22 protein-coding genes are annotated in these 22,367 nt (G+C 72.1%); 7 read left to right on the top strand and 15 right to left on the bottom strand.

Annotated elements, in window-relative coordinates:
* Nucleotides 1-110 precede the first annotated feature (110 nt).
* The gene (locus OG500_RS10345) at nucleotides 111-911 is read left to right on the top strand and encodes a helix-turn-helix transcriptional regulator (protein WP_329578964.1); all 801 of its coding nucleotides are present in this window, start codon (nucleotides 111-113) and stop codon (nucleotides 909-911) included.
* Here the strand turns inward: OG500_RS10345 and OG500_RS10340 are convergent.
* The 5 genes from OG500_RS10340 to OG500_RS10320 form a co-directional block, all read right to left on the bottom strand.
* Nucleotides 908-2,548, bottom strand: a complete 1,641-nt coding sequence (locus tag OG500_RS10340) for an FAD-dependent monooxygenase (protein WP_329578961.1) — start codon at nucleotides 2,546-2,548, stop codon at nucleotides 908-910. The genes OG500_RS10345 and OG500_RS10340 overlap by 4 nt on opposite strands.
* A 6-nt stretch (nucleotides 2,549-2,554) precedes the next feature.
* On the bottom strand, nucleotides 2,555-3,331 hold the full coding sequence (locus OG500_RS10335; RefSeq protein ID WP_329578958.1) for a VC0807 family protein: 777 nt from the start codon (nucleotides 3,329-3,331) through the stop codon (nucleotides 2,555-2,557).
* Nucleotides 3,332-3,376: 45 nt separating this feature from the next.
* On the bottom strand, nucleotides 3,377-3,976 hold the full coding sequence (locus OG500_RS10330; protein WP_329578955.1) for a TetR/AcrR family transcriptional regulator: 600 nt from the start codon (nucleotides 3,974-3,976) through the stop codon (nucleotides 3,377-3,379).
* Between the two features lie 128 nt (nucleotides 3,977-4,104).
* A complete protein-coding gene (locus OG500_RS10325) occupies nucleotides 4,105-4,881 on the bottom strand; it encodes a YoaK family protein (protein ID WP_329578952.1) in 777 nt (258 codons plus the stop codon).
* Nucleotides 4,882-5,007: 126 nt separating this feature from the next.
* Nucleotides 5,008-5,934, bottom strand: coding sequence for a LysR family transcriptional regulator (locus tag OG500_RS10320; RefSeq protein ID WP_329578949.1), 927 nt, complete (start codon nucleotides 5,932-5,934; stop codon nucleotides 5,008-5,010).
* A gap of 284 nt (nucleotides 5,935-6,218) precedes the next feature.
* Between OG500_RS10320 and OG500_RS10315 the strand changes: the two genes are divergently transcribed.
* The 3 genes from OG500_RS10315 (at nucleotide 6,219) to efeB (ending at nucleotide 9,753) form a co-directional block, all read left to right on the top strand.
* Nucleotides 6,219-7,100: an alkaline phosphatase family protein gene (locus OG500_RS10315; protein WP_327066232.1), complete on the top strand. Its 882-nt coding sequence runs from the start codon at nucleotides 6,219-6,221 to the stop codon at nucleotides 7,098-7,100.
* Between the two features lie 131 nt (nucleotides 7,101-7,231).
* On the top strand, nucleotides 7,232-8,449 hold the full coding sequence (locus OG500_RS10310; RefSeq protein WP_329578946.1) for an EfeM/EfeO family lipoprotein: 1,218 nt from the start codon (nucleotides 7,232-7,234) through the stop codon (nucleotides 8,447-8,449).
* A gap of 65 nt (nucleotides 8,450-8,514) precedes the next feature.
* The gene (gene efeB / locus OG500_RS10305; RefSeq protein WP_327071495.1) at nucleotides 8,515-9,753 is read left to right on the top strand and encodes an iron uptake transporter deferrochelatase/peroxidase subunit; all 1,239 of its coding nucleotides are present in this window, start codon (nucleotides 8,515-8,517) and stop codon (nucleotides 9,751-9,753) included.
* A 61-nt stretch (nucleotides 9,754-9,814) separates the two neighbouring features.
* Here the strand turns inward: efeB and OG500_RS10300 are convergent, their stop codons facing one another.
* The 6 genes from OG500_RS10300 to OG500_RS10275 form a co-directional block, all read right to left on the bottom strand.
* The gene (locus OG500_RS10300; protein WP_329578945.1) at nucleotides 9,815-10,639 is read right to left on the bottom strand and encodes a hypothetical protein; all 825 of its coding nucleotides are present in this window, start codon (nucleotides 10,637-10,639) and stop codon (nucleotides 9,815-9,817) included.
* Between the two features lie 107 nt (nucleotides 10,640-10,746).
* Entirely contained in the window at nucleotides 10,747-11,523 is a 777-nt protein-coding gene (locus OG500_RS10295; protein ID WP_329578942.1) for a class II glutamine amidotransferase, read from the bottom strand.
* Between the two features lie 39 nt (nucleotides 11,524-11,562).
* Nucleotides 11,563-12,363 carry an amino acid ABC transporter permease gene (locus OG500_RS10290; RefSeq protein ID WP_329578939.1) on the bottom strand — a complete coding sequence of 267 codons (801 nt, stop codon included), beginning with the start codon at nucleotides 12,361-12,363 and terminating at the stop codon, nucleotides 11,563-11,565.
* The gene (locus tag OG500_RS10285) at nucleotides 12,360-13,016 is read right to left on the bottom strand and encodes an amino acid ABC transporter permease (protein WP_327066227.1); all 657 of its coding nucleotides are present in this window, start codon (nucleotides 13,014-13,016) and stop codon (nucleotides 12,360-12,362) included. Before OG500_RS10285 ends, OG500_RS10290 begins: the two co-directional genes overlap by 4 nt.
* On the bottom strand, nucleotides 13,013-13,969 hold the full coding sequence (locus OG500_RS10280) for a glutamate ABC transporter substrate-binding protein (protein WP_327066226.1): 957 nt from the start codon (nucleotides 13,967-13,969) through the stop codon (nucleotides 13,013-13,015). Before OG500_RS10280 ends, OG500_RS10285 begins: the two co-directional genes overlap by 4 nt.
* Before the next feature lie 52 nt (nucleotides 13,970-14,021).
* A complete protein-coding gene (locus OG500_RS10275; protein WP_327066225.1) occupies nucleotides 14,022-14,819 on the bottom strand; it encodes an amino acid ABC transporter ATP-binding protein in 798 nt (265 codons plus the stop codon).
* A 118-nt stretch (nucleotides 14,820-14,937) separates the two neighbouring features.
* Here OG500_RS10275 and OG500_RS10270 point away from each other — a divergent pair, with 118 nt between their 5' ends.
* Nucleotides 14,938-15,903, top strand: a complete 966-nt coding sequence (locus OG500_RS10270) for a LysR family transcriptional regulator (RefSeq protein WP_329578934.1) — start codon at nucleotides 14,938-14,940, stop codon at nucleotides 15,901-15,903.
* Nucleotides 15,904-15,998: 95 nt separating this feature from the next.
* Here OG500_RS10270 and cutA read toward each other — a convergent pair whose 3' ends face one another.
* From cutA to OG500_RS10255, 3 genes are all read right to left on the bottom strand, one after another.
* The gene (gene cutA / locus OG500_RS10265; protein WP_329578929.1) at nucleotides 15,999-16,319 is read right to left on the bottom strand and encodes a divalent-cation tolerance protein CutA; all 321 of its coding nucleotides are present in this window, start codon (nucleotides 16,317-16,319) and stop codon (nucleotides 15,999-16,001) included.
* Nucleotides 16,295-16,984, bottom strand: a complete 690-nt coding sequence (locus tag OG500_RS10260) for a terpene synthase family protein (protein WP_329578927.1) — start codon at nucleotides 16,982-16,984, stop codon at nucleotides 16,295-16,297. The genes cutA and OG500_RS10260 overlap by 25 nt, the downstream gene beginning before the upstream one ends.
* A 317-nt stretch (nucleotides 16,985-17,301) precedes the next feature.
* Nucleotides 17,302-18,081: a GntR family transcriptional regulator gene (locus OG500_RS10255; protein ID WP_329578924.1), complete on the bottom strand. Its 780-nt coding sequence runs from the start codon at nucleotides 18,079-18,081 to the stop codon at nucleotides 17,302-17,304.
* An 18-nt stretch (nucleotides 18,082-18,099) separates the two neighbouring features.
* Between OG500_RS10255 and OG500_RS10250 the strand changes: the two genes are divergently transcribed.
* Entirely contained in the window at nucleotides 18,100-18,579 is a 480-nt protein-coding gene (locus OG500_RS10250) for an NUDIX hydrolase (RefSeq protein WP_329587480.1), read from the top strand.
* 75 nt (nucleotides 18,580-18,654) lie between these two features.
* Here the strand turns inward: OG500_RS10250 and kdpB are convergent, their stop codons facing one another.
* Nucleotides 18,655-20,742, bottom strand: a complete 2,088-nt coding sequence (kdpB, locus tag OG500_RS10245) for a potassium-transporting ATPase subunit KdpB (protein ID WP_329578921.1) — start codon at nucleotides 20,740-20,742, stop codon at nucleotides 18,655-18,657.
* A 280-nt stretch (nucleotides 20,743-21,022) separates the two neighbouring features.
* Here kdpB and OG500_RS10240 point away from each other — a divergent pair, with 280 nt between their 5' ends.
* Complete coding sequence (locus tag OG500_RS10240) at nucleotides 21,023-22,363, top strand: DUF2254 domain-containing protein (RefSeq protein WP_327066216.1); 1,341 nt, start codon at nucleotides 21,023-21,025, stop codon at nucleotides 22,361-22,363.
* Nucleotides 22,364-22,367 lie beyond the last annotated feature (4 nt).

Below are 22,367 nucleotides of genomic sequence, written 5' to 3'. Positions count from 1 at the left end.
ACGGCCACGGATCCGAATGTGTACTGAGCGTTTCCCCCACCGTCATCCGTTACCCCTGATAGCGCGGTCATCCGGCCGCTATGCGGCGGGGGAGGAAAGAGGGGCGTGAGATGAGTGCTCAGGTGACGGCCGGACAGCTGCTGCGCGGGCAGCGCCAGGCGTGTTCCGACGTTCGCACGGTGCCCCCGGGACGGATGGTCAAGAAGGGCGGGGGGCCGGTGCCGGACGTCATGGTGCTGACCAGAGCCGCCGATCCGATCGCCCGGGCCGGTCTGCAGAGCTACCTGCGCGCCGTCCCGGGGGTGACCCTGGTCGACGACCGGCCGCCGGGCCTGCGCTGCACGGTGGTCCAGCTCGCCGACTCGGTCAGCCCCGAGCTGCTGCGCGAGGCGCGGTTGCTGGCCGCCGATCCCCGGCTGCGCCTGGTGCTGATCCTCGGCCGGCTCCAGGAGGCCGAGCTGCTCGACGTGGTGAGCTGCGGGGTGACCTCCATCCTGTGGCGGCACGAGGTGACCCAGGCCCGCCTGCTGAAGGCGGTCCACAGCGCGCAGACCGGCCGCAACTCGCTGCCGACCGACCTGCTCTCCCGGCTGCTCGACCAGGTCGGCCGCACCGGGCGGCCGGGCGCGGGCGCGGGCGCGTCGGGCGGTGCGGGCGCGGCCGCGGGGGCCGGGGCCGGTGCGGCGGGGGCGACGGCCCAGGCGGTGGACGATGCCGCGGGCGCGCTGAGCGAGCGGGAGACCGGGATCCTGCGGCTGGTCGCCGACGGTCTGGACACCGCGGAGATCGCCGACACCCTCGGCTACTCCGAGCGCTGGGTGAAGAACGTGCTGCACGGCCTCACCACCCGGCTGAGCCTGCGCAACCGCTCGCACGCCGTCGCCTACGCGCTGCGCCGGGGGCTGATCTAGCGCCTGCTGCTGGGGAGCGGGAGCTCGCAGGGGTCGCCGAACCAGGTGCGCAGCGCTGCCTGCGGCTGGTCGGCGGCGTCCTGCCCGACCCAGCAGACGTAGCCGTCGGGGCGGACCAGCAGGGCCTGGGCACCGCCCTGGGCATCGGCCCGGTCATCGGCCCGGGCACTGGTGAAGGCTTCCGGGGCGACCGCCCGGTCGACGCGGTCGGCCCACGGCGCCAGCACGGCCGCCAGGTCCGGGCGCTCGCCGCGGGTCAGCAGCAGCCCCCGTCCGGCGGGCAGTTCGAGCCTCGGCAGCCGGGCGCCCAGCAGCGGGTGCGCGGGGGAGCCGGGCAGCTCGTAGCGGATGCCCAGGCCCGAGATCATCCCGGCGATCCGCCGGTTGGCCTGCTCCTCCGTCAGCAGCCCGGCCACGATGGCGCGCAGCCCCTGCACGTCGATGTCCGGGACCAGCAGGACGCCCTGCGCCCTGGTGTTCTCCAGCACCTGCGCCCCCACCGGGTGGCGCTCGGTGTGGTAGCTGTCCAGCAGGTCGGCGGGGGCCCAGCCGTTCAGGGTGGCGGCGAGCTTCCAACCGAGGTTGAAGGCGTCCTGGAGGCCGAGGTTCAGCCCCTGCCCGCCCGCGGGGGTGTGGATGTGCGCGGCGTCCCCGGCCAGCAGCACCCGCCCCGTGCGGTACTGCTCCACCTGCCGCGAGGCGTCGGTGAACCGCGAGGCGATGCGCAGCTCGCGCAGCCGGTAGCGCTCGCCGTGGTGGCGGTGCAGCGCGGTGGCGACCTCGGCCCCGGCGACCGGTGCGGTGCGCTCCAGCTGCTGCTGCTCGGGGCCGGTGAACAGCACCCGGTGCAGGCCCTCGTCGAGCGGCAGGACCACGCAGAGGCCGCCGGCGTCCGAGGCCAGCTCCGGCAGCCGCCAGTCGGTGGACTCCTCGGGGCGGGTCTCCAGGACGACGTCCGCGACGACCATGGAGACGCGGCCGTCCCGGCCGGGGAAGCCCACCTTCAGCAGGCGGCGCACCGTGCTGCGCCCGCCGTCGGTGCCCACCAGGTAGCGGGCCCGCAGCCGCTGCGGGACGGCCGAGCCGTCGGTGCGGTCCGGGGCGCCCGGGCTGCCTTGGCCGTCCGGGCCGCCCTGGCCGTCCGGGCCGGTGACCGTGACGGTCACGCCGGTCTCGTCCTGGACGAGGTCGAGCAGCTCGCACCCGCGCCGCACCGGCACCCGGTGCTCGCCGAGCAGCTCCTCCAGGAAGCCCTCGACCCGGGCCTGCGGGATGCCCACCTGGTAGGGGAAGGGGGAGTCGAACACCCCGTAGTCCAGCGGGAGTCCGGCGAAGTGGCCGCCGGGGACGGTGTCCACCGCCCGGCTGAGCAGCGGCTCCAGCCAGCCGCGCAGCTGGAGCATCTCGGCCGAGCGCGGCTGCAGGCTCAACGCCTTGGACTGGCCGGAGCGTTCGGTCAGCCGCTCGACCACCAGGGTGCTGATCCCGGCCAGCCGCAGCTCGTTGGCCAGCAGAAGGCCGGTGGGGCCGGCGCCGGCGATCAGCACGTCGGCGTCCAGCCGGTCGGCGCGGTTGTCGCGGTCGTCGTGCCGGGCGGCGGTGCCGGGGGTGGAGACGATCGTGGTGTCGGTGCTCATCGCGGATCAGACCTTCAGACCGTTGCGGTTGACGTACCAGAAGTGGAAGCCGAACAGACCGCCCAGCACCACCAGCCACTGCAGCGAGCTCACCAGCGGCACGAGGTCGACCGGCAGCGTGTAGGCCAGCACCACCCGGATGACGGCGTCGACGGTGAACCCGAGGCCCCAGACGGTGGTGAGCGTGCGGATGTGGTGGCGGAAGGTCGCGTCGTAGGCCCAGCGGCCCACCCACTCCTCGGCGCCCGCCTCACCGATCTTGGTGGCGACGATCGACCGCGCCGCGGTCAGCATGAACGGGCGCTGGGTCGCCAGGGTGCCCAGCACCCAGATCCCGATCACGCCGAACACCCAGCTGTCGCGCACCAGCAGCACCCGGGGGCTGCCGCTGACCATCGACATCAGCGCGCCGACCACGATCAGCACCAGCGTGAAGACCGGCATCACCTCGACCCGGCGGCTGCGGACCATCCCGAGCACCAGCCACGGCACCAGCAACAGGCTGCTGATCAGCAGCGAGGCCCACTGGCTGAGCCCCACCCCGTGCAGCAGGTAGTAGCCGCCGAGCGGCACGGCCAGCTCGAAGACCAGCGACTTGGTCAGCTGCCGCCTGGCGGCGCGGGCCTTCTCCGCGGCGCTCGGCCCGGCGCTCGGCCCAGTGCTCGGCCCAGTGCTCGGCCCGGCGCTCGGTGCGGCCTCGGCCTCGGCCGCGGCGGCCGGCGCAGCGGCTTCCTGCTCGGTCGACGTGTTCACGTTCTCCCCCATCACGTTCGTCCCTCCCATGACGTGCTTCCTCCCCTGTCCTGCGTGTCCGTGCGGACTGTCCCGCTACGGTTCGGCGCGGGTCGCCCGGTCGAAGATGTCGGCCAGCTCCCGGCCCGCCCGGGCCACGTCGAACTCCGGATCCCCCACCCAGCGCAGCACCACGGCGTCGATGGCCCCGCGCAGGGCGGTGAGCATCACCCGGGCGTCGAACTCCCGGAACTCGCCGGCCCGTTGTGCCGCGTGGACCGCCTGCTCCTGGCTGTCGATCACCAGCTGGACGGCGGCGTTGTAGCCTGCCCGGGTCGGATCGTCCCCGCCCAGGTTGGGCAGGACCTCGATCAGCGCCTTCAGGTGCTGGGGGCAGACCGAGAGCAGCTCGATGTTGGACTCGATGAACGTCCGCAACCGTTCGCGCGCACCCTCGGCCGCGCTGACCCTGGGCGCCATGAACTCGGTGGTCACCCGGGTCACCTCGGCGACGACCTCGTGCATCAGGTCGTCCTTGCCGGCGAAGTGGTACGAGATCATCCCGGTGCTGCTCAGTCCGGCCTGCTTCGCGATCCGGCTGAACGAGGCCTTCGCGTAGCCGACTTCGGCGGCCACCTCGATCGCGGCCTGCACGATCTGTGCTCGGCGCCCCGACTCGGTGAACGTCCGGCCCATTCCCCACACCCTCCTGCTTGCCCGAGCAAGTTCTTGCTTGCCTGAGCAAGACTGTAGAGCAGTTTGCTTGCCCGAGCAAGAACTTGCTCGGGCAAGCAGGGGCGGGGTGGTCGGCGGCCGACCGTCGGTCAGCGGAGCTGGGCCCAGGGGGCGTTGGTGCGCTCGGCGCGGTGGACTGCCGTTGCCGTGGCGGCCGCGGTGGCCAGGAGCAGCAGGGCGGCCGAGAGGAGGGGAAGGACGGGGGCCTGGTGGTGCAGGAAGAGGGCGCCGGCCAGGACGCCGAGGAACATCGCGGCGGCGGAGAGCAGGCGGCGCCCGATCCGGCTGCCCGCCCCGCCCGCGGCCCGGCTGTCGGCGGCGATGCCGGTGATGGTGAGGGTCAGCACGGTGGTGGTCAGGTCGGGCACCGCCAGTGCGCGGGCGGCGGCGTTCTGCAGCCCCATGGCCAGGCCGAGCAGGACGATCAGCACCTGCCGGGCGGGGGACGGGAAGGGCGCGGCGGACAGCCAGGCGGTGACCAGTGCGCCGAGTACCAGGACGCTCTGCAGCAGCAGGGCCGCGAGCAGCACCCGCCCCTGATGGCGCCGCAGCCGGTGCACGAGCAGGCCGCCGGCGAAGGCCCCGGCGGCGAAGGCGGCCAGGGCGAGCAGCGAGGCGCTCAGCGAGAAGCCGGGGGCGCCGCCGAGGGTGAGCGCGAGGAAGACCACGTTCCCGGTCATGTTGGCCACGAAGACATGGCCGAGCGCCAGGTAGCTGAAGGCGTCGACCAGCCCGGTGACCACGGTCAGCGCCAGCAGCAGCGGCGGCAGCGGCCCGTGCGGCGCACCCGGGCCGGGGCGCAGCGTGCGGTACGCCTCGTGCAGCACGGTGGAGCGGGTGGCGGGGCTCGTGGTAGCGACGGGCATGGCGGGACTCCGGGATCCGGCGGCGGACTGGGTGGGTGGCTCCAGCCTGCCGCCGGAGCCACCCATCCGTCCAACAGATGAAACAGCTCTCAGCGATCGGTCGGACAGATCAGCGGTTCAGGCAGATCAGTCGACGCGGCCGATGCCGAGGACTGCCAGGAAGGCCGCCCCCGCCGGGGACAGCCGGGCGGCGTCGTGGACGACCGAGACCTCGTTCACCGCCTGCTCGTCGGTCAGCGCCAGGACGGCCGCGCCCGTGGTCAGCGACTCGCACGAACCCGGGCCGCGGACCGCCGAGCGCGGCACCACGGTGATGCCGACCCCGGCGGCGGCGAGGCGGACCATGTCGTGGATCTGGCCGATCTCGAAGGACTGGTCCGCCGCCAGCCCGGCCCGGGCGAAGGCCGCCTCCACCTGGTGCCGCAGGCCGGTGCCCCGGGCGCCCTGGATCAGCGTCGGGTACTCCCCGGCGGCCCCGGCCAGCTCGGTCAGCGCGATCCGCGCGCGCCCGGCCAGCGGGTGGGCGCCGGGGACGACGGCCACCAGGGGGTCGCGGGCCAGCACCTGCCGCACCAGGCCGGCCGGGGTCGCCCGGTCCGCGACCAGGCCGACCACGGCGAGGTCCAGGGTGCCCTCGGCGACCGCGGCGACCATCTCGGTGCTGGGCGCGGTGCGCACGTGCAGTTCGATCCCCGGATACCGGCGGCGGTACTCGCCGAGCACCGCGGCCACGTCCGTCGCGCCGCCCGCGGTCTGGATCAGCCCCAGGCGCAGCCGCCCGCGGCGCAGGCCGGTGAGGGCGTCCAGTTCGGCGCGGGCGTCGTCGACCTCGGCCAGGATCCGGCGGGCCAGCGGGACCAGCAGCTCGCCGGCCGCCGTCAGCCGCACCGAGCGGCTGGTGCGGTGGAAGAGCCGGGCGCCGACCTCGCCCTCCAGCCGGGCGACCTGCTGGCTCAGCGCGGACTGGGCGACGAAGCAGTCGGCGGCCGCCCGGGTGAAGCTGCCGGTCTCGGCGACGGCCAGGAAGTACTTCAGGTACCGCAGCTCCACCATGCCTCCCACTACGCCTCGGACCCGTGGGTAAACCTTAAGGAAGGAGAAGTTCACCGCCGCCACACCGCCCCATGAAGTTCACTATTTCGCCAGTCCACCGACAACTACGGCGCCGCCGCTCGCCTCTACGCTTTATCCGCACCGAAGCCGGGCGGATCGCGCCGCCCGGCCAACGCCCCCGTACCGCCGTCGCATCCGCAGCCGCCCCAGCGGTGCGGCGGGCTCCGCACCCTCTTCTCCCCGAGCCGGCAACCGGGCCTGGCTCGTTCCTCCCTGGAGTCTTCATGCGTTCGAGGTCGCGTCTTGCCGGGCTGTGCGCCGTCGCCATGACGAGTGCCGTGGCGCTCACCGCCGCCCTGTCCACCAGCGGTTCCGCCGTCGCCGCCGGCGCGAGCGTCAGCGCCGCCGCCGTTCCGGCGTTCTCGCACATCGTGGTCGTGATGGAGGAGAACCACTCCTACGACGACATCATCGGCGACACCAGTGACGCCCCCTACATCAACTCGCTGGCCGGCCAGGGCGCGCTGATGACCTCCTCGTTCGGTGTCTCGCACCCCAGCGAGCCCAACTACATGGCGATCTTCGGCGGCAGCACCTTCGGTCTGAGCGCCGACTCCTGCCCGGTGAGCGAGGGCAAGACCGCCAACCTCGGCTCCGAACTGCTGGCCGCCGGAAAGACGTTCAAGGGCTACTCGGAGGGCCTGCCCTCGGTCGGCTCCACCAAGTGCACCTCGGGCGCGTACGCCCGTAAGCACGCGCCGTGGGCCAACTTCAGCAACGTCCCGACCGCCGACCAGCAGCCGTTCACCGCGTTCCCCACGGACTACAACACGCTGCCCACCGTGTCGTTCGTGATCCCGAACCTGGACGACGACATGCACGACGGCACCATCGCCGACGGCGACTCCTGGCTGCAGAACAACCTCTCCGCGTACGCCACCTGGGCCCAGCAGAACAACAGCCTGCTGGTGGTCACCTGGGACGAGGACGACTACACCGAGAGCAACCAGATCCCCACCATCTTCGTCGGCGCCCACGTCCAGCCGGGCCAGTACAGCGAGCAGATCAACCACTACAACGTGCTCGCCACCCTGGAGCAGGCGTACGGGCTGCCGCTGGCGGGCCAGAGCAGCAGCGCCGCGCCGATCACCGACATCTGGGACTGACACCGGCCGCCCAGGGCTTGTCCGACAGGCCCGTGCGCCGCTGAGCACAGCGACCACCAGGTCATCCGTCCGGTACCGGGCCCCGCGTGCGGGGCCCGGTACCCCCGCCCGACCGAAGGACCCCGCCAGCCATGCCGGAGCGAACGCCTTCCCCACCCGCCGCCCGCCCCAGCCCCCGGTCCGGGCGCCGGCTGCGCGCCGCGCTGCTCGGCGTCCTCGTGCTGGGCACCGCCACCCTGCTCGGCTCCGCGCCCGCCGACGGCCAGGCGCACCCGCCGGGCGGCAAGCTGGCGGTGGACACCACCGGTTGCGGCGCACCGCCCGCCACGCTGCCCGCGGGCCGGCTCTCCTTCGACGTCACCAACAACTCGAAGGTCTTCGTCACGGTCTACGTCGTCTCCCCGGACGGCACCCTCGCCTACGCGGAGATCCCCTGGCTCGGCCCGGGCAGGACGCTGCCGCTGGACACCACCCTGAACGGCGGCCAGTACGCCGTCCGCTGCGTCTTCTCCAGCGGCCCGGTGGCCACCAGCAGCGCGATCCGGCTGGACGGCACCGCCGCGGACGCGGTGGCCGGCTACCGCCCGATGTCGGACAAGGAGCTGACCGGACCGGTCAACGCCTACCGCGCCTACGTCACCGCGGCGCTGCCGACGCTGCTCGCCGCCGCCCGGACCCTCGACGCCGACGTGGCCCGGGGCGACCTGGACGCGGCCCGCGCCGACTGGCTGCCCGCCCACCTGGACTACGAGCGCCTGGGCGCCGCCTACAACTCCTTCGGCGACTACGACGACGCGCTGAACGGCATGGCCAACGGCCTGCCGCAGGGCGTCGACACCCCGGGCTGGACCGGCTTCTTCGCGCTGGAGCACGCCCTGTGGCACGGCTGGACCGCCGAGCAGGTGCGTCCGCTCAGCCAGCAGCTGGTGACCGACGCGAGCGGTCTGATCGACGACTTCCCCAGCGAGGACACCGACCCGGGCAACCTGCCGCTGCGCGCCCACGAGATCCTGGAGAACGCGCTGCAGTTCCAGCTCGGCGGCATCGCCGACTACGGCAGCGACAGCACCCTGGCCACCCTGGACGCCAACATCCAGGGCACCCAGGAGGTGCTCGGCACCATCGCCCCGGTCGTCCAGGAGCTGGACGCCGACCTGCTCGGCCGGCTCAACGGCCAACTGGCCGCCTACCAGAGCGAGGTGGCCGGCTACCGCGCCGCCGACGGCTCCTGGCCCGCCCTGAGCAGGCTCGGTACCGCCCAGCGCCAGCGGCTGAACGCCGACCTCGGCGGGCTCCTGGAGCAACTCGCCGCCCTGCCCAACCTGCTCACCCCGAGGAACCACGCATGACCGAGACCGACTCGCCCGAGGAACAGCCCGGTTCGGCCGGGCAGCAGCTGCCCGCGGCCTGTCCGATGGCGGGGCCGACGCTGCGGCGGCGGGCGTTCCTGCGGGGGGCCACGATCGGTGGGGCGGTCGGGGCCGGGGCGCTGGCCGGGGCGTTCGCGGGCAGTGCCGCGGCGGATCCGGCACCCGGTCCGTCCGGGCGGGCGATCCCGTTCCACGGGCAGCACCAGGCGGGCATCAGCACGCCGCAGCAGGCGGCCGCCTCGTTCGTCTCGTTCACCGTGCTGGCCACCGACCGGCCGGGGCTCCAGGAGCTGTTCCGGACGCTGACCGAGCGGATCCGCGCGCTGACCGTGGGCGGCCCGGTGCCGGCCACCGACCTCGCCTCGCCGCCCACCGATAGCGCCACCCTGGGGCCGGTGCTGCCCAACGACGGTCTGACCGTCACGGTGAGCGTCGGCGCCTCGCTCTTCGACGGCCGCTACGGGCTGGCCGCGCGCAAGCCCGCCCAGCTGGTGGCGATGCCCGCCTTCCCGGACGACGACCTGGTCGGCTCCAAGGAGCTGCACGGCGACCTGATGCTGCAGATCTGCGCCGACTCGCGGGACACCGTGATGCACGCACTGCGCGACATCGCCAAGCACACCCGCGGTGCCATGCAGGCGAGTTGGAAGGTCGACGGGTTCCACGCCGCGCCGCGTCCCAGCGGCACCCCGCGCAACCAGCTCGGCTTCAAGGACGGCATCGCCAACCCCGACCCGGGCAACCGCACGCTGGCGGACCAGGTGCTGTGGACGCACGGCGGGGCGAACGGCGAACCGGCCTGGGTGGAGGGCGGGTCGTACCAGGTGGTGCGGATCATCCGGATGCTGGTCGAGTTCTGGGACCGGGTCTCGCTGAACGAGCAGGAGCGGATGATCGGCCGTCGCCGCGACTCCGGCGCGCCGCTGGACGGCACCAAGGAGAGCGACATCCCCAACTACCCGGCCGATCCGCAGAACCTGCTGATCCCGATGAACGCGCACATCCGGCTGGCCAATCCGCGCACGCCCGACACGTTCGACCAGCAGATCCTGCGCCGGGGCTACAACTACGAGCGGGGGATCGACCTGAACGGCAACCTGGACGTGGGGCTGGTCTTCTGCTGCTACCAGCAGGACGTGGCCCGGCAGTTCCAGACCGTGCAGCAGCGGCTGGCCGGGGAGCCGCTGGTCGACTACATCTCGCCCACCGGCGGCGGCTACTTCTTCGCGCTGCCGGGGGTGCCCGGACCGGCGGACACGCTGGCCGCGGGGCTGTTCGCCTGACGGAGCGTCATGGTGTGCTGCGCGGGCGGTGCGTGAACCGCCCGCGCAGCGGCCCGCGTGGTCAGCCGCCGGTGCAGCCGTCCGTCGTGCAGCTGTGCCAGGCGCCCCAGGGGCCGCCCGGGGTGAGCTCGGAGATCTCGCAGTAGTACCCGGAGGAGGCGTCCCACAGGTGGGCGACGGCGGTGAGGGTGCCGTCGGCGGCCTGGGTGACCTTGGTCGGGGTGCCGACCGACTCGGGTTCGGGGCCGGCGCCCAGGTCGGTCCAGCTGCCCCAGCTGCCGCTGGCGTCCTGCTCGTCGACGTAGAGCTCGGGCACGCTGCCGATGTCGTAGACCTCGAAGAAGGCGAGCGAGCCGTCGGCGCGCTGGAACACCGTCGGGTAGCCGAAGAACCTCGGGATGCCCGCGGATCCCGGGCCGAAGGCCGTCGGCGCCGACCAGGCGCCGTCCGGGGCGAGTTGCGCGATCCGCACCACGGTGGAGGTCTCGTACTCGACGGTGAACACCTCCAGGCGGCCGTCCGCGTCGACCCCGGCCGACAGCACCGGGTTCTGGAAGTTCACCGGGGTGTCGAGGACTTGGCTCCAGTCGCCCCAGGAGCCGCCCGGGGTGGACTGGGTGCGGTAGAAGAGCCGCTCGTTGGGAGTGTTCCCGGGCAGCGAGAAGATCGCGAACTCGGCCACCCGGCCGTCCGCCCGGGTCACCGAGACGGACTCCTCCAGGGGGCCGGGGTCGGCCTTGGCTGTCCGCGCTGCTGCCTCTGCCTGCGCCTGCGCCTGTGCCTGCGCCCGTGCCGGTTGTTGTGCGTGTGCGGCCGGTGCGAGGACGATCGCGGCGGCGCAGGCGGCGGCCACCACCAGCGCCTGCCGTGAGCCCTTCCCACGCATAGCTGTTCCCTTCCGTTCGGGGGACGGCCCGGCGGGGTGGTGAACCCGGGCCGCGTGTCATCCTGCCGGGTGGAAGCCGGAGAAACCGCCGGACGAGGGGATTTGGCTCAAAAGGTGGCGGCGGCCAGGCCCGCCCGCACCAGGTGGGTGGAGATCCGCAGGTCGCCGCGGCGGATCTCCAGCACCTGCCGGTAGGGCAGCAGCGACCAACTGCCGTCGTCCTGCGCTCCGATCCCGCTGGAGGCGACCACCACGCGGTCGGCCCGGGCCTGGTAGCGCAGCCGGAAGAAGTCCGGGCCGCGGCGCCGGCTGACCTCCGAGTCCGGGTTCTCCTCCGCGTAGGCGTAGAGCGCGTCGGGGGTGAGCAGCAGGCAGTTGAGGCTGGCGAAGTCGGCGCGGGCGCGGATGTCGGCGGCGGCCAGGGCGAGCGCGTCGACCGGGTCCTGGTCGTGCAGCCGGGTGAGCACCCGCAGGAAGTAGCGCTCGGAGTCGGTGCTCCCGCCGGCGCCCGCCAGCAGGTCGGGGTCGATCAGCCCGTCGAGCGCGTCGCGCGGCGCGAAGTACCCGTTGTGCGCGAAGGCGAGCGCGCCGGCGGTGAACGGGTGGGTGTTGCCCGGCTCGGTCGCCAGGCCGGGGCTGGCCATCCGGATGTGCAGCAGGGCGGCGTCGGTGACCGAGTCGGCCAGCGTCCGGGTGAAGGCGGGGCTCGCATGGGCGGGCAACAGGTCCCGGCCGACCGCGAGTTCGCCGTCGGCCTGCCAGGCCGCGATGCCCCAGCCGTCACGGTGTTCGCGGGAGAGCCCGGCGAACGGCTCGATCAGGTCGGTCAGCGCGTCGGCCAACGGCGTCGGGACGTGCGTGACCACGCCGAGCAGGCGGCACATGCCGGATCCTTTCAGCTTGCAGGGAGAAGTGACGGCGCGTCAGCCGCGCTGGCGGCGTTCCAGGCGCCCGGCGAGCCAGGACAGGCTCGCGTTGATCAGGACGTAGCAGGCGGCGCCGACCAGGTAGCTGGAGAGCACGGTGTGGTAGTACTCGCCCAACACCTGGGTCTGGTGCAGCAGTTCCAGGTAGCTGACCACATAGCCGAGCGAGGAGTCCTTGAGCAGCCGCACCAACTGGCTGACCAGGGCGGGCAGCAGTTTGCGGACGGCCTGCGGCAGCACCACCCAGCGCATCGCCTGCCAGTAGGTCATCCCCAGGCTCTGGGCCGCCTCCGCCTGGCCGCGCGGCTGGGCGAGCACGCCGGCCCGGAAGACCTCCGCGACCACCGGCACGTTGCTCAGTGCGATCGGGATCAGCAGCTGCCAGAAGATCGGGAAGGTCAGCCCGGCCCGCGGCAGCGCGAACAGGAAGACGTAGAGGAGCAGCAGCAGCGGCACGGCGCGGAACAGCTCCACGTAGCCGCGGGCGAGCGCGCGGGCCACCCGGCTGCGGCTCAGGCGCACCAGCGCGACCAGCGCCCCCAGCGGGAAGGCGATGGCCGCGCCGACCACCGTGACCAGCAGGGTCTTCTCGATGCCGTCGAGCAGGAAGCGGATGATCGGCCACTTGCCGTACATCGACCACTGGTCGGCGGCCAGTTGCCCGTGGTCGGCGAACTGGCGCAGCACCAGGGCGAGCAGGCCGGCGATCGCCACCAGCGAGGCACCGGTGGCGATCCTGATCCGGCGCCGGGCCCGAGGGCCCGGCTCGTCGAAGAGCAGGCGGCTCTCGTCGCTCATCGCCGGATCGCCACCTTTCGTTCGATCCGTCCGGCGATCAGGCCGGAGGTCAGCGTGATCAGCACGTACACCACCGTGGTCGCGGCGAAACTGGTCAGCGGCTGGTCGTACTTGAGGGTCACGAACTGGGCCTGGCCGGTCATCTCGGCCACCCCGACGGCCGCGGCCAGCGAGGTGCTCAGCGCGACCGCGATGAAGACGTTGGCCAGCGGCTGCACCATCGAGCGCAGCGCCTGCGGCAGGATGATGTGCCGGATGCTCTGCGTGGCGGTCAGCCCCAGCGCGCGGGCGGCCTCGGCCTGACCGAGGGGCACGGTGCGGATGCCGGCCCGCAGCACCTCGCAGATGAACGCCGCCCAGTACAGCGCCATGGTCAGCGTCACGGTGGCGAAGAGCGAGAAGAGCAGGCCGACGTCCGGCAGGCCGAAGACGAAGAGCACCAGCAGCACCAGCAGCGGCACGTTGCGGAAGACCGTGACGTACGCGGTGCCCAGCGCGCGCAGCGGCGGCACGGGGCTGATCCGGCACACGGCCAGCAGCACACCCAGGCCCAGCGCGCCGGTGAAGGCGATCGCCGTCATGGCGAGGGTGAGCTGCAGGCCGTGGCCGAGCGGCCCGAGCGTCTCGTGGAGTCCGGCGGGCAAGACCGTCAACTGCCCTGTGCGGAGCCGATCGCCGGCGGCGTCGGCGCGTCACCGCTGAGCACGGTGCCGATGGTGGACTGCCAGAGCTTGGTCCATTCGCCGTCGGACTCGAGGGTCTTGAGCCAGTCGTTGACGAAGGTCTTCATCTCGGGCGAGGCCAGCGGCAGGCCGATCCCGTAGGGCTCGGTGGTGAACGGCTGCCCGACCACCTTGACCTTCGGGTCGCGGACCTGGTCACCGAGCAGCAGCGCCTGGTCCAGCACGTAGGCGTCGGCGCGGCCCTGTTCGACGGCCTGCTCGCACTCGGCGTTGGTCTGGAAGAGGATCACGTGGGCGCTGGGCGCGTACTGCTTGAGGTCGTTGGCGGCCGTCGAACTCGACTCCGTGCAGACCGTCTTGTTGGCCAGGTCGGCCACCTTGGTGATGGAGGTGTTCCCCTTGGCCACCAGGATCGCGTCACCCGAGGAGTAGTACGGACCGGCGAAGGCGACCTTCTGGGCCCGCGCGGGGGTGATCGTGTAGGTGGCGAAGACGCTGTCGACGGTGGCGTTCTGCAGCAGCGTCTCGCGGGTGTCCGCGGTGACCAGCACCAGGTTCACGCTGGGCTTGCCGGTGATGTACTTGGCGAGCATCTGGGCGAGTCCGGCGTCGAAGCCGGTGAGCTTGCCGGTGACCGGGTCCTTGAGCGAGAAGAGCGCCGAGGCGTCGGTCCCGCCGACGTTCAGCGTGCCGCGCGCCTTGATCTTCGCCATCAGGCTGCCGGCCGGGATGGCCGAGTCGGGCGCCACCGGGGCGCCGTCGATGACCTGTTGGAAGGTCGGCGCGCCGGCGGGGTGCGAGCCGGAGCCGCTCGGCGCGGGCAGGCTGCCGGACGAACCGCACGCGGCCAGGGCGGTGGCCAGGGCGGCGGTCAGCGCGGTGGCGGCCAGGGTGCGCGCCGACGTACGTATTCTCGCCTTCATGGGCGTGGTGTCCTCCGTCGCTGTGCGAGATGGTGACGGTGCGTCAGATGCGTTAGTGGCTGAGGATCTTGGAGAGGAAGTCCCTGGCCCGCTCGGTCCGCGGGGCGCTGAAGAACTCCTGCGGCGTGCCGGTCTCCAGGATCCGGCCCTGGTCCAGGAAGACGATCCGGTCGGCGGCGCGGCGGGCGAAGCCCATCTCGTGGGTGACCACGAGCATGGTCATGCCCTCGGCGGCCAGCTCGACCATGACGTCGAGCACCTCTTTGATCATCTCCGGGTCGAGCGCCGAGGTCGGCTCGTCGAAGAGCAGCAGCCGCGGGCCCATGGCCAGCGCGCGGGCGATCGCCACCCGCTGCTGCTGCCCGCCGGAGAGCTCGGCCGGGTAGGCGTCCGCCTTCTCGGCGAGCCCGACCCGGGCGAGCAGCTCGCGCGCCCGCTCGACGGCCTGCTCGCGCGGGACGCCGTTGACCCGGACCGGGGCCAGGGTGATGTTGTCCAGCACGCTCTTGTGGCCGAACAGGTTGAACGACTGGAAGACCATGCCCACCTGGGCCCGCAGCCGGGCCAGCTCGCGCCCCTCGGCCGGCAGCGGGACGCCGTCCAGGGTGATGCTGCCGGAGTCGATCGTCTCCAGCCGGTTGACGCAGCGGCAGAGCGTGGACTTGCCCGAGCCGGAGGCACCGAGCAGGACCACGACCTCGCCGGAGTGGACGTCGAGGTCGATGTCGTGGAGCACCTGGTGGTCGCCGAAGGACTTGTTGACCTTCGTCAGGCGCACCAGGACGGCCGGGTCCTGGCCGGGGGCGGCGGTCGAGTCGGCGGGGGGCTGGGTGGGATGGTCGGGACGCATCTCGGATACCTACCCTTTCGCTTCCTCGCATCGCGTCCGCACAGCATGGCGGGCGGGAAACTCATATGTCCAGTAGGGCTTTTCATGCAGATTGATAAACATCATTTATTCTTTTCCGGTGTTTGATCTCCGCCAACTCCAGGTCCTCTCCGAGGTGGCCCGCACCGGCACCTACACCGCCGCCGCCGAGGCCCTCGGCTACAGCCAGCCCGCCATCAGCTACCAGATGCGGACCCTGGAACGGACCGTCGGCGCGGCGCTGGTCACCCGCAGCGGCCGTGGCGTGCGGCTCACCGAGGTCGGGCAGACCCTGGCCCGGCACGCCGAGACGGTGCTCGCCGCACTGCGCACCGCCGCCGACGAGGTCTCCACGCTCACCTCCACCGGCGGCGGCCAGGTCCGGCTGGCCGCGATGCAGAGCGGTTGCGTGGCGCTGGTCCCCGCCGCGCTGGGCAGCCTGCGGCGCACCCACCCCGAGCTGGAGGTGGTCGTCACCCAGACGGAGTGCCCCGTCTCGCACCAACTGGTGCTGGGCGGCGAGGTCGATCTGGCGATGATGTGCGACCTGGAGATCGGCCAGGTCGACGGCGAGGGGGCGGGCCCGCGCGAGGGGCAGGGCCTGCTGCCGGACCCGCGACTGCTGCGCGTGCCGCTGCTCAGCGACCGGCGCTGCGTGCTGCTGCCCGCGGACCACCCGCTGGCCGCCGCGTCGACCGTCGAGCTGGCCGACCTGGCGGAGGAGCGCTGGGTGCTGGAGAGCGGGCGTGCCCGGTTCCTGGCCGCCTGCCGCCAGGCGGGCTTCACCCCGCGGGTGGCCGCGACCTCCGACGACCAGCTGACCATCCACTGCCTGGTGGCCAACCGGATCGGGGTGGCGATCATGAACGAGCTGGGCGTCGGCGCACACACCGACCCCCGCGTGGTGGCCCGCCCGCTGCGGGACTGGCCGGCCCGGCGGGTCTTCGCGCTGCTCTGGCCGGACATGGCCAAGGTCACCCCGGTGGCCGCGCTGCTCCAGGCCCTGCGCGCGACGGCCGACGAGTACACCCGGCGGTCGGCCGGTGGCCGGGTGGGGGCGCGGTAGCGGCGGCAGGGAGCGGGTCGGGGGAGCGCGCGAGGACGCGGGCGCCTGGGGCGTCCAACTCGCGAAGCTCGACACCTGGTTGGATCCGTGGGTGATCAGGCGCTGGTCTCCGCGGTGATCCATCGCAGGTACTCCGCGCTGCCGTGCGTGATCTCGGTGGCGATGATCTCGGGTGTCTCGTAGGTGTGCACCGACGTGATGATCCGCTGCAGCTCGCCGAACCGCTCGGCCGGCAGCTTGTAGAGCACCCGCCACTCCTGGTCGGTCTGGAGGGCGCCCTGCCACCAGTACACCGACGTGATCGGCCCGTCGATCTGCGCGCACGCCGCAACCCGCCCACCGACCCCGGCCCGGGCGAGCTCCTCGGCGCGTGCGGCACTGTCGGTGGTGGTCAGGACGGTGAGATAGCCGGCCATCTCTCTCCTTGCGTCGGATCGGACTTGGAGCCTGCCGAGCCGGGAAGGTAGCGGGAGCTGACCCGCGTCCAGTCGGCCAGCAGGGACTGCACCAGTGCGTCGTGCCAGTCGGGCGTGACGCACCGCCCGGCCAGTTCGCACCACATCGCGGCGAGCACCATGCCGCCGTCGGTCGGCCGGAGCAGCAGGTACTCGCGCAGGGTGGGCGTGCGCCGCGGCTGCACGAAGTCGACCAGCTTGGCGCAGGCGGCGTGCACCCACTCCTCCAGATGCGTCAGATACCGCTGCCACCAGAACTCCGGCACCATCGCCCGCGTATCCGCCGCGAGAGCGGCGAGCGCATGCACGGCGGGATGATCGCCGGGCCCTGGCCGCGTACTGCCACCCGCGACGAGCAGGAGTGACAGGGCGAACTCACCCACCACCTGCCGCGATTCACCCAGCAGCTCCGTATCGAAGGTGTCGTCCACGATCCACGTCCACACCGCCCATCGGGTGGCGAGGTCCAGCTCCGCGCCGCAGGCGCCCGGCCAAGCGGCGAGACAGAGATCGACGTACCCGTGGGAGAGGAAGGCCGCCGGGTCGGGGTGGAGACCGTACTGCGTGAGGAAGGTGGCGGCACTGACGTAGAGATCGGTGTGCCGGGGGTCCGTGACGGTGGTCATCGGCGCACCTCCCGATACCGGGCACGGTGCTGCTGCTGGCACGGCGTGCAGCGGCGGACTCGATCGTCCCGCACCACGCCGTCAGCGACCCGCGTCGTCCGGGTCTCCCCAAGGTGTGGGGCGGCCTCCGTACCGCAGTCGGTGCAGCCGGGAGACCTGTCCGGAATCGCTGTGGTCATCTTCACTCTCCTCTAAAGGAGACTTTCTCATGTACTCATGTACAGGAGCTGCCGAATAGGAGAATGCCCGACTCCTGTACAGGAGTCAACCCGTCACGAGAAAGGATCTCGCGACGGGGTGCGAGAGTTGAGCTGCCGTCAGTCCCGCGCGGGGAAACGGTAGTCCAGGACGAACTGGTCGGCGGCCATCACGGTGTCACACACCTCCACGACTTGGCCGGTCTCGGTGATGGCGGTTCGGACGAGGTGGATCACCGGCGAGCCGGGGCTCAGTGCGAGCGCCACGCTCTCGGCCTTGGTGGCGAGCCGGGCCAGTACGGTCTCGGTGAACTCGGCGAGGACGTAACCGTGTTCCTCCAGTCGGGCGTAGATCCCGCCGCCGCCCGGGTTCTCGGCGAACATCTCGGGGATGTCCTTGACGACATCCCACGGCAGGTAGGACGTCGCCTCCTCGGTCGGAGTGCCGTCCCGGAAGTAGCGCCGCTTGCGGGCAAGCACCTTGGTGCCGACGGGAGCGCTCAACCGTTCGGCGATCTCTGACGGTGCATCGGTCGGCCCGACGAAGAGCACCTTGACCGAGGGGGTGCCGCCCGACTGCTCGGCTTCGGCGAGATAGGCCGCCTTGCCGGCGAGGCGGTGGGCGCGCCGGAACCGGTCGGATGACTTTCGCTGAACCGGTGGCCGGGACCGGACGAACGAACCGCGTCCGTGGTGGGTCTCGACAAGTTGCATCGTCCGCAACTCTGCGACGGCCTTCCGGACGGTGCCGGAGGCCACCTCGTACCGCTCCATCAGGTCGGTCTCGCTCGGTATGGTCGCCCCGGGTGCCAAGACTCCAGACTTGATCTGTGCCGCCAGATCATCTGCGATCTGCAGGTATTTCGCCTTGGCCGTCGAGGCCGCCTCATCGCTCGCCATAGTCCTGCATTGTCTCCTATCCTCCTGTACATGAGTAACAGTGCCCCGGAGAGGGCGTCAAAGCCTCTCCACTCCGTATCCGTGGCCGGTGCCGTCGTCAGGGAGGACGGTCGGGTGCTGGCGATCAGGCGCGCGGACAACGGCACCTGGGAGCCGCCGGGCGGGGTGCTGGAGCTGTCGGAGACGGTCGAGGACGGCGTGCGGCGCGAGGTGTACGAGGAGACCGGCATCAAGGTCTCGGTGGAACGGCTCACCGGCGTGTACAAGAACGTGAGTCGGGGTGTGGTCGCCCTGGTGTTCCGTTGCCGGCCCGAGAGCGGGCACGAACAGCCGTCGGACGAGTCGACTGCCGTCGCGTGGCTGACCCGCGAAGAGGTGGCCGACCGCATGAACGAGGTCTACGCCGTGCGCCTGCTCGATGCCTTTCAGAGCGAGACGGCACCGCGCATTCGGACGCACGACGGTCGAACGCTCATCGACGTGCCGCAAGCCGGCTGACCCAACGGAGCTTCGCTGTCCTGCTCCTCTGTTCCCCCGCGGGTGCCGTCGCGTTCGGCTCCGCGCCGTCGGATTTCACCGCAGGCCCGGCACGAACTCGATCAGCAGGTCGATGGCTTTGATCCCCAGGAACGGCACCACCAGTCCGCCCAGCCCGTAGACCCGCAGGTTTCTGCGCAGCAGGTCTGTTGCGGAGGCGGGCTGGTAGCGGACGCCGCGCAGGGCGAGCGGGATCAGGGCGACGATGATCAGGGCGTTGAAGATGATGGCCGAGGCGATGGCGGAGGTCGGGCTGTGCAGGCCCATGATGTTGAGGCGGTCGAGGCCGGGGTAGGAGTGGCCGAACATGGCGGGGATGATCGCGAAGAACTTCGCCACGTCGTTGGTGATCGAGAAGGTGGTCAACGCACCGCGGGTGATGAGGAGTTGTATGCCGACCCGGATGATCTCGATCAGCTTGGTGGGGTTGGAGTCGAGGTCGACCATGTTGCCGGCCTCCTTGGCGGCCGGGGTGCCGGTGTTCATCGCGACGCCGACGTCGGCCTGGGCGAGGGCGGGGGCGTCGTTGGTGCCGTCGCCGGTCATCGCGACCAGGTTGCCGTTGGCCTGTTCCCGTTTCAGGTAGGCGAGTTTGTCCTCGGGGGTGGCCTCGGCGAGGTAGTCGTCGACGCCGGCCTCCTCGGCGATCGCCTTGGCGGTGAGCGGATTGTCGCCGGTCACCATGACGGTGCGGATGCCCATCCGCCGCAGCTCGGCGAAGCGTTCGGCGATGCCCTCCTTGACCACGTCCTTGAGGTGGACCACGCCAAGGGCCCGGGCGCCGTGCCAGTCGTGGACGGCGACCAGCAGGGGAGTGCCGCCCTCGGCGGCGATCCGGTCGACCAGCGCCTTGGCCTCGATCGGCAGCCGCCCGCCGCAGGAGACCACCCAGCGGGCGACCGAGGCCGCCGCGCCCTTGCGCACCCGGCAGAGCGAGCCGTCCGGCCAGTGCAGGTCGACCCCGCTCATCCGGCTCTGCGCGCTGAACGGGACGAACTCCTGCTTGCCGAGCTCGTCCTCCTCCCGTGGCAGGACGAAGAACTGACGCTCCGTCAGTGAGATGATCGAGCGCCCCTCGGGGGTCTCGTCGGCGGCCGAGGAGAGCTGGGCGGCCTCCGCCAGCTGGTCGACCGGCACGCCGGGGAAGGCGTGCAGGTCCACCGCCCGTCGGTTGCCGTAGGTGATCGTCCCGGTCTTGTCGAGCAGCAGCACGTCCACGTCGCCCGCCGCCTCCACCGCCCGACCGGAGACGGCGACCACGTTGCGGCGCACCAGCCGGTCCATGCCGGCGATGCCGATCGCGGAGAGCAGGGCGCCGATCGTGGTGGGGATGAGCGCGACCATCAGGGCGACCAGCACGACGGTGGTCTGCGGGGCGTGCGCGTAGATCGCCATCGGCTGCAGGGAGACCACGGCGAGCACGAAGATGATGGTCAGCGAGGCGAGCAGGATGTTGAGGGCGATCTCATTGGGCGTCTTCTGCCGGTTGGCGCCCTCGACCAGGCGGATCATGCGGTCGATGAAGCTCTGCCCGGGGCGGGCGGTGATCCGCACCACCAGCCAGTCGGAGAGCAGCCGGGTGCCGCCGGTCACCGAAGTCCGGTCGCCGCCCGCCTCGCGGATCACCGGCGCCGACTCGCCGGTGATCGCCGACTCGTCCACCGAGGCGACGCCCTCGATCGCCTCGCCGTCACCGGGGATCACCTCCCCGGCCTGCACGAGGACGATGTCGTGCAGCAGCAGCTCCTCGGCGGGGACGACCTCCTGCGGGCTGTCGGCGATGCCCAGCCGCCAGTGCAGCAGGCGCCGCGCGGTGGTGCCGGACTGGGTCTGGCGCAGCGAGTCGGCCTGCGCCCTGCCCCGGCTCTCGGCCACCGCCTCGGCGAGGCTGGCGAAGAGCACGGTCAGCCAGAGCCAGACGCTGATGGTCCAGGCGAAGACGCCGGGGTGCAGCACGGCGGTGAGCGAGGTGAGGGTGGCGCCGGTTTCGACGACGAGCATGACCGGGTTCCTGGCCATGGTGCGCGGATGCAGCTTGCGCAGGGCCACGGGGAGCGCGGCGCGCAGCTGCTCGCGGTCGATCAGCCGGCCGGCGGTGCCCGGGGTGTGGACCGAACGGCGCATCAGGGCGCGGACCTCCAGGAACGGTGGACGTGAGCCGTCCTCGCGGACAGCGGTCAGCCAATCACTCGCAGGTGCGGCACCCGCGCGCCCTTGACGTGACCTTGGCACCGGCCCGCCCGTCCTTGATGAGCCCCTGACGTGCCCGCACGCGCGTTCGCCGGGGCCGTGGCGGGGCCCTGGCGGGCCGCGGCGAGGACGGGCGGGCGGGGCCCGCCCGCTGCGGTTACCGTGGAAATGGTCGACCTGCCTGGTCAGGGAGTCAGGGACGGTGGTGGGCGAGGTGATCCGCAGGGTTCACCTGGAGTCGCAGTGGCGCACCGAGGCGCTGCGCACCAACCTGTGGCTGGTCCCCACCCTGGAGGTGATCCTCGCCGTCGGCCTCTTCCTGGTCACCTGGAGCCTGGACCGGGCCGCCTACCGCGGGTCGATCACCCTTCCCTCCTGGGTGATCAGCGGCACCGCCGACGCGGCCCGCCAGATCCTCGCCGCCATCGCGGCGGCGCTGATCACCGTGGTCGGCGTGGTCTTCTCGATCATGATCGTGACCCTGACGCTGGCCTCCACCCAGTTCGGGCCCCGGATGCTGCGCAACTTCATCCGCGACCGCGCCACCCAGCTGACCCTGGGCACCTTCGTCGGGACCTTCGTCTTCGCGATGCTCGCGTTGATCTCCATCGGGCCCGCCTCGCACGGCGACTTCGTGCCGCACCTGTCGATCACGGTGTGCATGGTGCTGGTCCTGGTCGACCTGGCGGTGCTGATCCACTTCATCCACCACATCGCCACCTCGATCCAGCTGCCGCACGTCATCGCGACCATCGCGGCCGATCTGTCGACGGCGATCGAGGCGGGCGCGGGGGAGCCGGAGTGGGCGGGCGGCGTGGAGCACGGGCCCTCGGCGGCCGAGCTGGAGGACCGGCTGGACGCGGAGGGCGCCACCGTGCCGGCCCCGGCCAGCGGCTACCTCCAGTTCGTCCGGCACCGCACGCTGGTGGCCATCGCCACCGAGCTCGGCGCGGTGATCCGGCTCGACCACCGCCCCGGGCACTTCCTGGTGCAGGGGCACCAGCTGGCCACGGTCTGGCCGCCCGCGGCGGCGCCGGGTGTGGCGGCCAGCTTCGCCCGGGCGCACATCACCGGCCCCTCCCGGACCCTGGCGCAGGACATCTCGTTCGCCGTCGACCAGCTGGTGGAGATCGCCATCCGCGCGCTGTCCACCGCCGTGAACGACACCTTCACCGCGCTGACCTGCATCGACTGGCTCGGCGAGGGGCTGTGCCGGATCGCCGCGGGCTGGCGGCCCAATCCGGTCCACCGCGACGGGGGCGGTTACGTCCGGGTGCTGGCCGTGCCGGTGAGCTACGAGCGGCTGGTCCAGCGCGCCTTCGAGAAGATCCGCCAGGCGGGGCACGGCATGCCGGCCGTGCTGATCCGGCTGCTGGACGCGCTCGCCGAGATCATGGCCGAGACCCGCACCGAGGAGCAGCGGCGGGTGCTGCTCGCCCAGGCCGAGATGATCGACCGGCTGAGCGGGGAGTCGGTCGCCGAGCCGGCCGACCGGGCCGACGTGCACCGCCGCTACCTGACCGTACTGGCCGTCCACGCGAGCTGCCAGGACTGAGGCC

The sequence above is a fragment of the Kitasatospora sp. NBC_01250 genome (genome assembly GCF_036226465.1).
GTDB lineage: Bacteria > Actinomycetota > Actinomycetes > Streptomycetales > Streptomycetaceae > Kitasatospora.
Note: the sequence above shows the minus strand (reverse complement) of the source record. Positions and strands in the feature narration are given on the sequence as shown.

Coding starts and splice junctions, on each gene's coding strand:
- OG500_RS10300 (WP_329578945.1), bottom strand. CDS start 10,639: ATGCGTGGGAAGGGCTCACGGCAGGCGCTGGTGGTGGCCGCCGCCTGC.
- OG500_RS10275 (WP_327066225.1), bottom strand. CDS start 14,819: ATGCGTCCCGACCATCCCACCCAGCCCCCCGCCGACTCGACCGCCGCC.
- efeB (WP_327071495.1), top strand. CDS start 8,515: ATGGCGGGGCCGACGCTGCGGCGGCGGGCGTTCCTGCGGGGGGCCACG.
- OG500_RS10260 (WP_329578927.1), bottom strand. CDS start 16,984: ATGACCACCGTCACGGACCCCCGGCACACCGATCTCTACGTCAGTGCC.
- kdpB (WP_329578921.1), bottom strand. CDS start 20,742: ATGCGCCGTTCGGTCCACACCCCGGGCACCGCCGGCCGGCTGATCGAC.
- OG500_RS10340 (WP_329578961.1), bottom strand. CDS start 2,548: ATGAGCACCGACACCACGATCGTCTCCACCCCCGGCACCGCCGCCCGG.
- OG500_RS10345 (WP_329578964.1), top strand. CDS start 111: ATGAGTGCTCAGGTGACGGCCGGACAGCTGCTGCGCGGGCAGCGCCAG.
- OG500_RS10330 (WP_329578955.1), bottom strand. CDS start 3,976: ATGGGCCGGACGTTCACCGAGTCGGGGCGCCGAGCACAGATCGTGCAG.
- OG500_RS10315 (WP_327066232.1), top strand. CDS start 6,219: ATGCGTTCGAGGTCGCGTCTTGCCGGGCTGTGCGCCGTCGCCATGACG.
- OG500_RS10290 (WP_329578939.1), bottom strand. CDS start 12,363: ATGAGCGACGAGAGCCGCCTGCTCTTCGACGAGCCGGGCCCTCGGGCC.
- OG500_RS10320 (WP_329578949.1), bottom strand. CDS start 5,934: ATGGTGGAGCTGCGGTACCTGAAGTACTTCCTGGCCGTCGCCGAGACC.
- cutA (WP_329578929.1), bottom strand. CDS start 16,319: ATGGCCGGCTATCTCACCGTCCTGACCACCACCGACAGTGCCGCACGC.
- OG500_RS10295 (WP_329578942.1), bottom strand. CDS start 11,523: ATGTGCCGCCTGCTCGGCGTGGTCACGCACGTCCCGACGCCGTTGGCC.
- OG500_RS10325 (WP_329578952.1), bottom strand. CDS start 4,881: ATGCCCGTCGCTACCACGAGCCCCGCCACCCGCTCCACCGTGCTGCAC.
- OG500_RS10280 (WP_327066226.1), bottom strand. CDS start 13,969: ATGAAGGCGAGAATACGTACGTCGGCGCGCACCCTGGCCGCCACCGCG.
- OG500_RS10255 (WP_329578924.1), bottom strand. CDS start 18,081: ATGGCGAGCGATGAGGCGGCCTCGACGGCCAAGGCGAAATACCTGCAG.
- OG500_RS10335 (WP_329578958.1), bottom strand. CDS start 3,331: ATGGGAGGGACGAACGTGATGGGGGAGAACGTGAACACGTCGACCGAG.
- OG500_RS10310 (WP_329578946.1), top strand. CDS start 7,232: ATGCCGGAGCGAACGCCTTCCCCACCCGCCGCCCGCCCCAGCCCCCGG.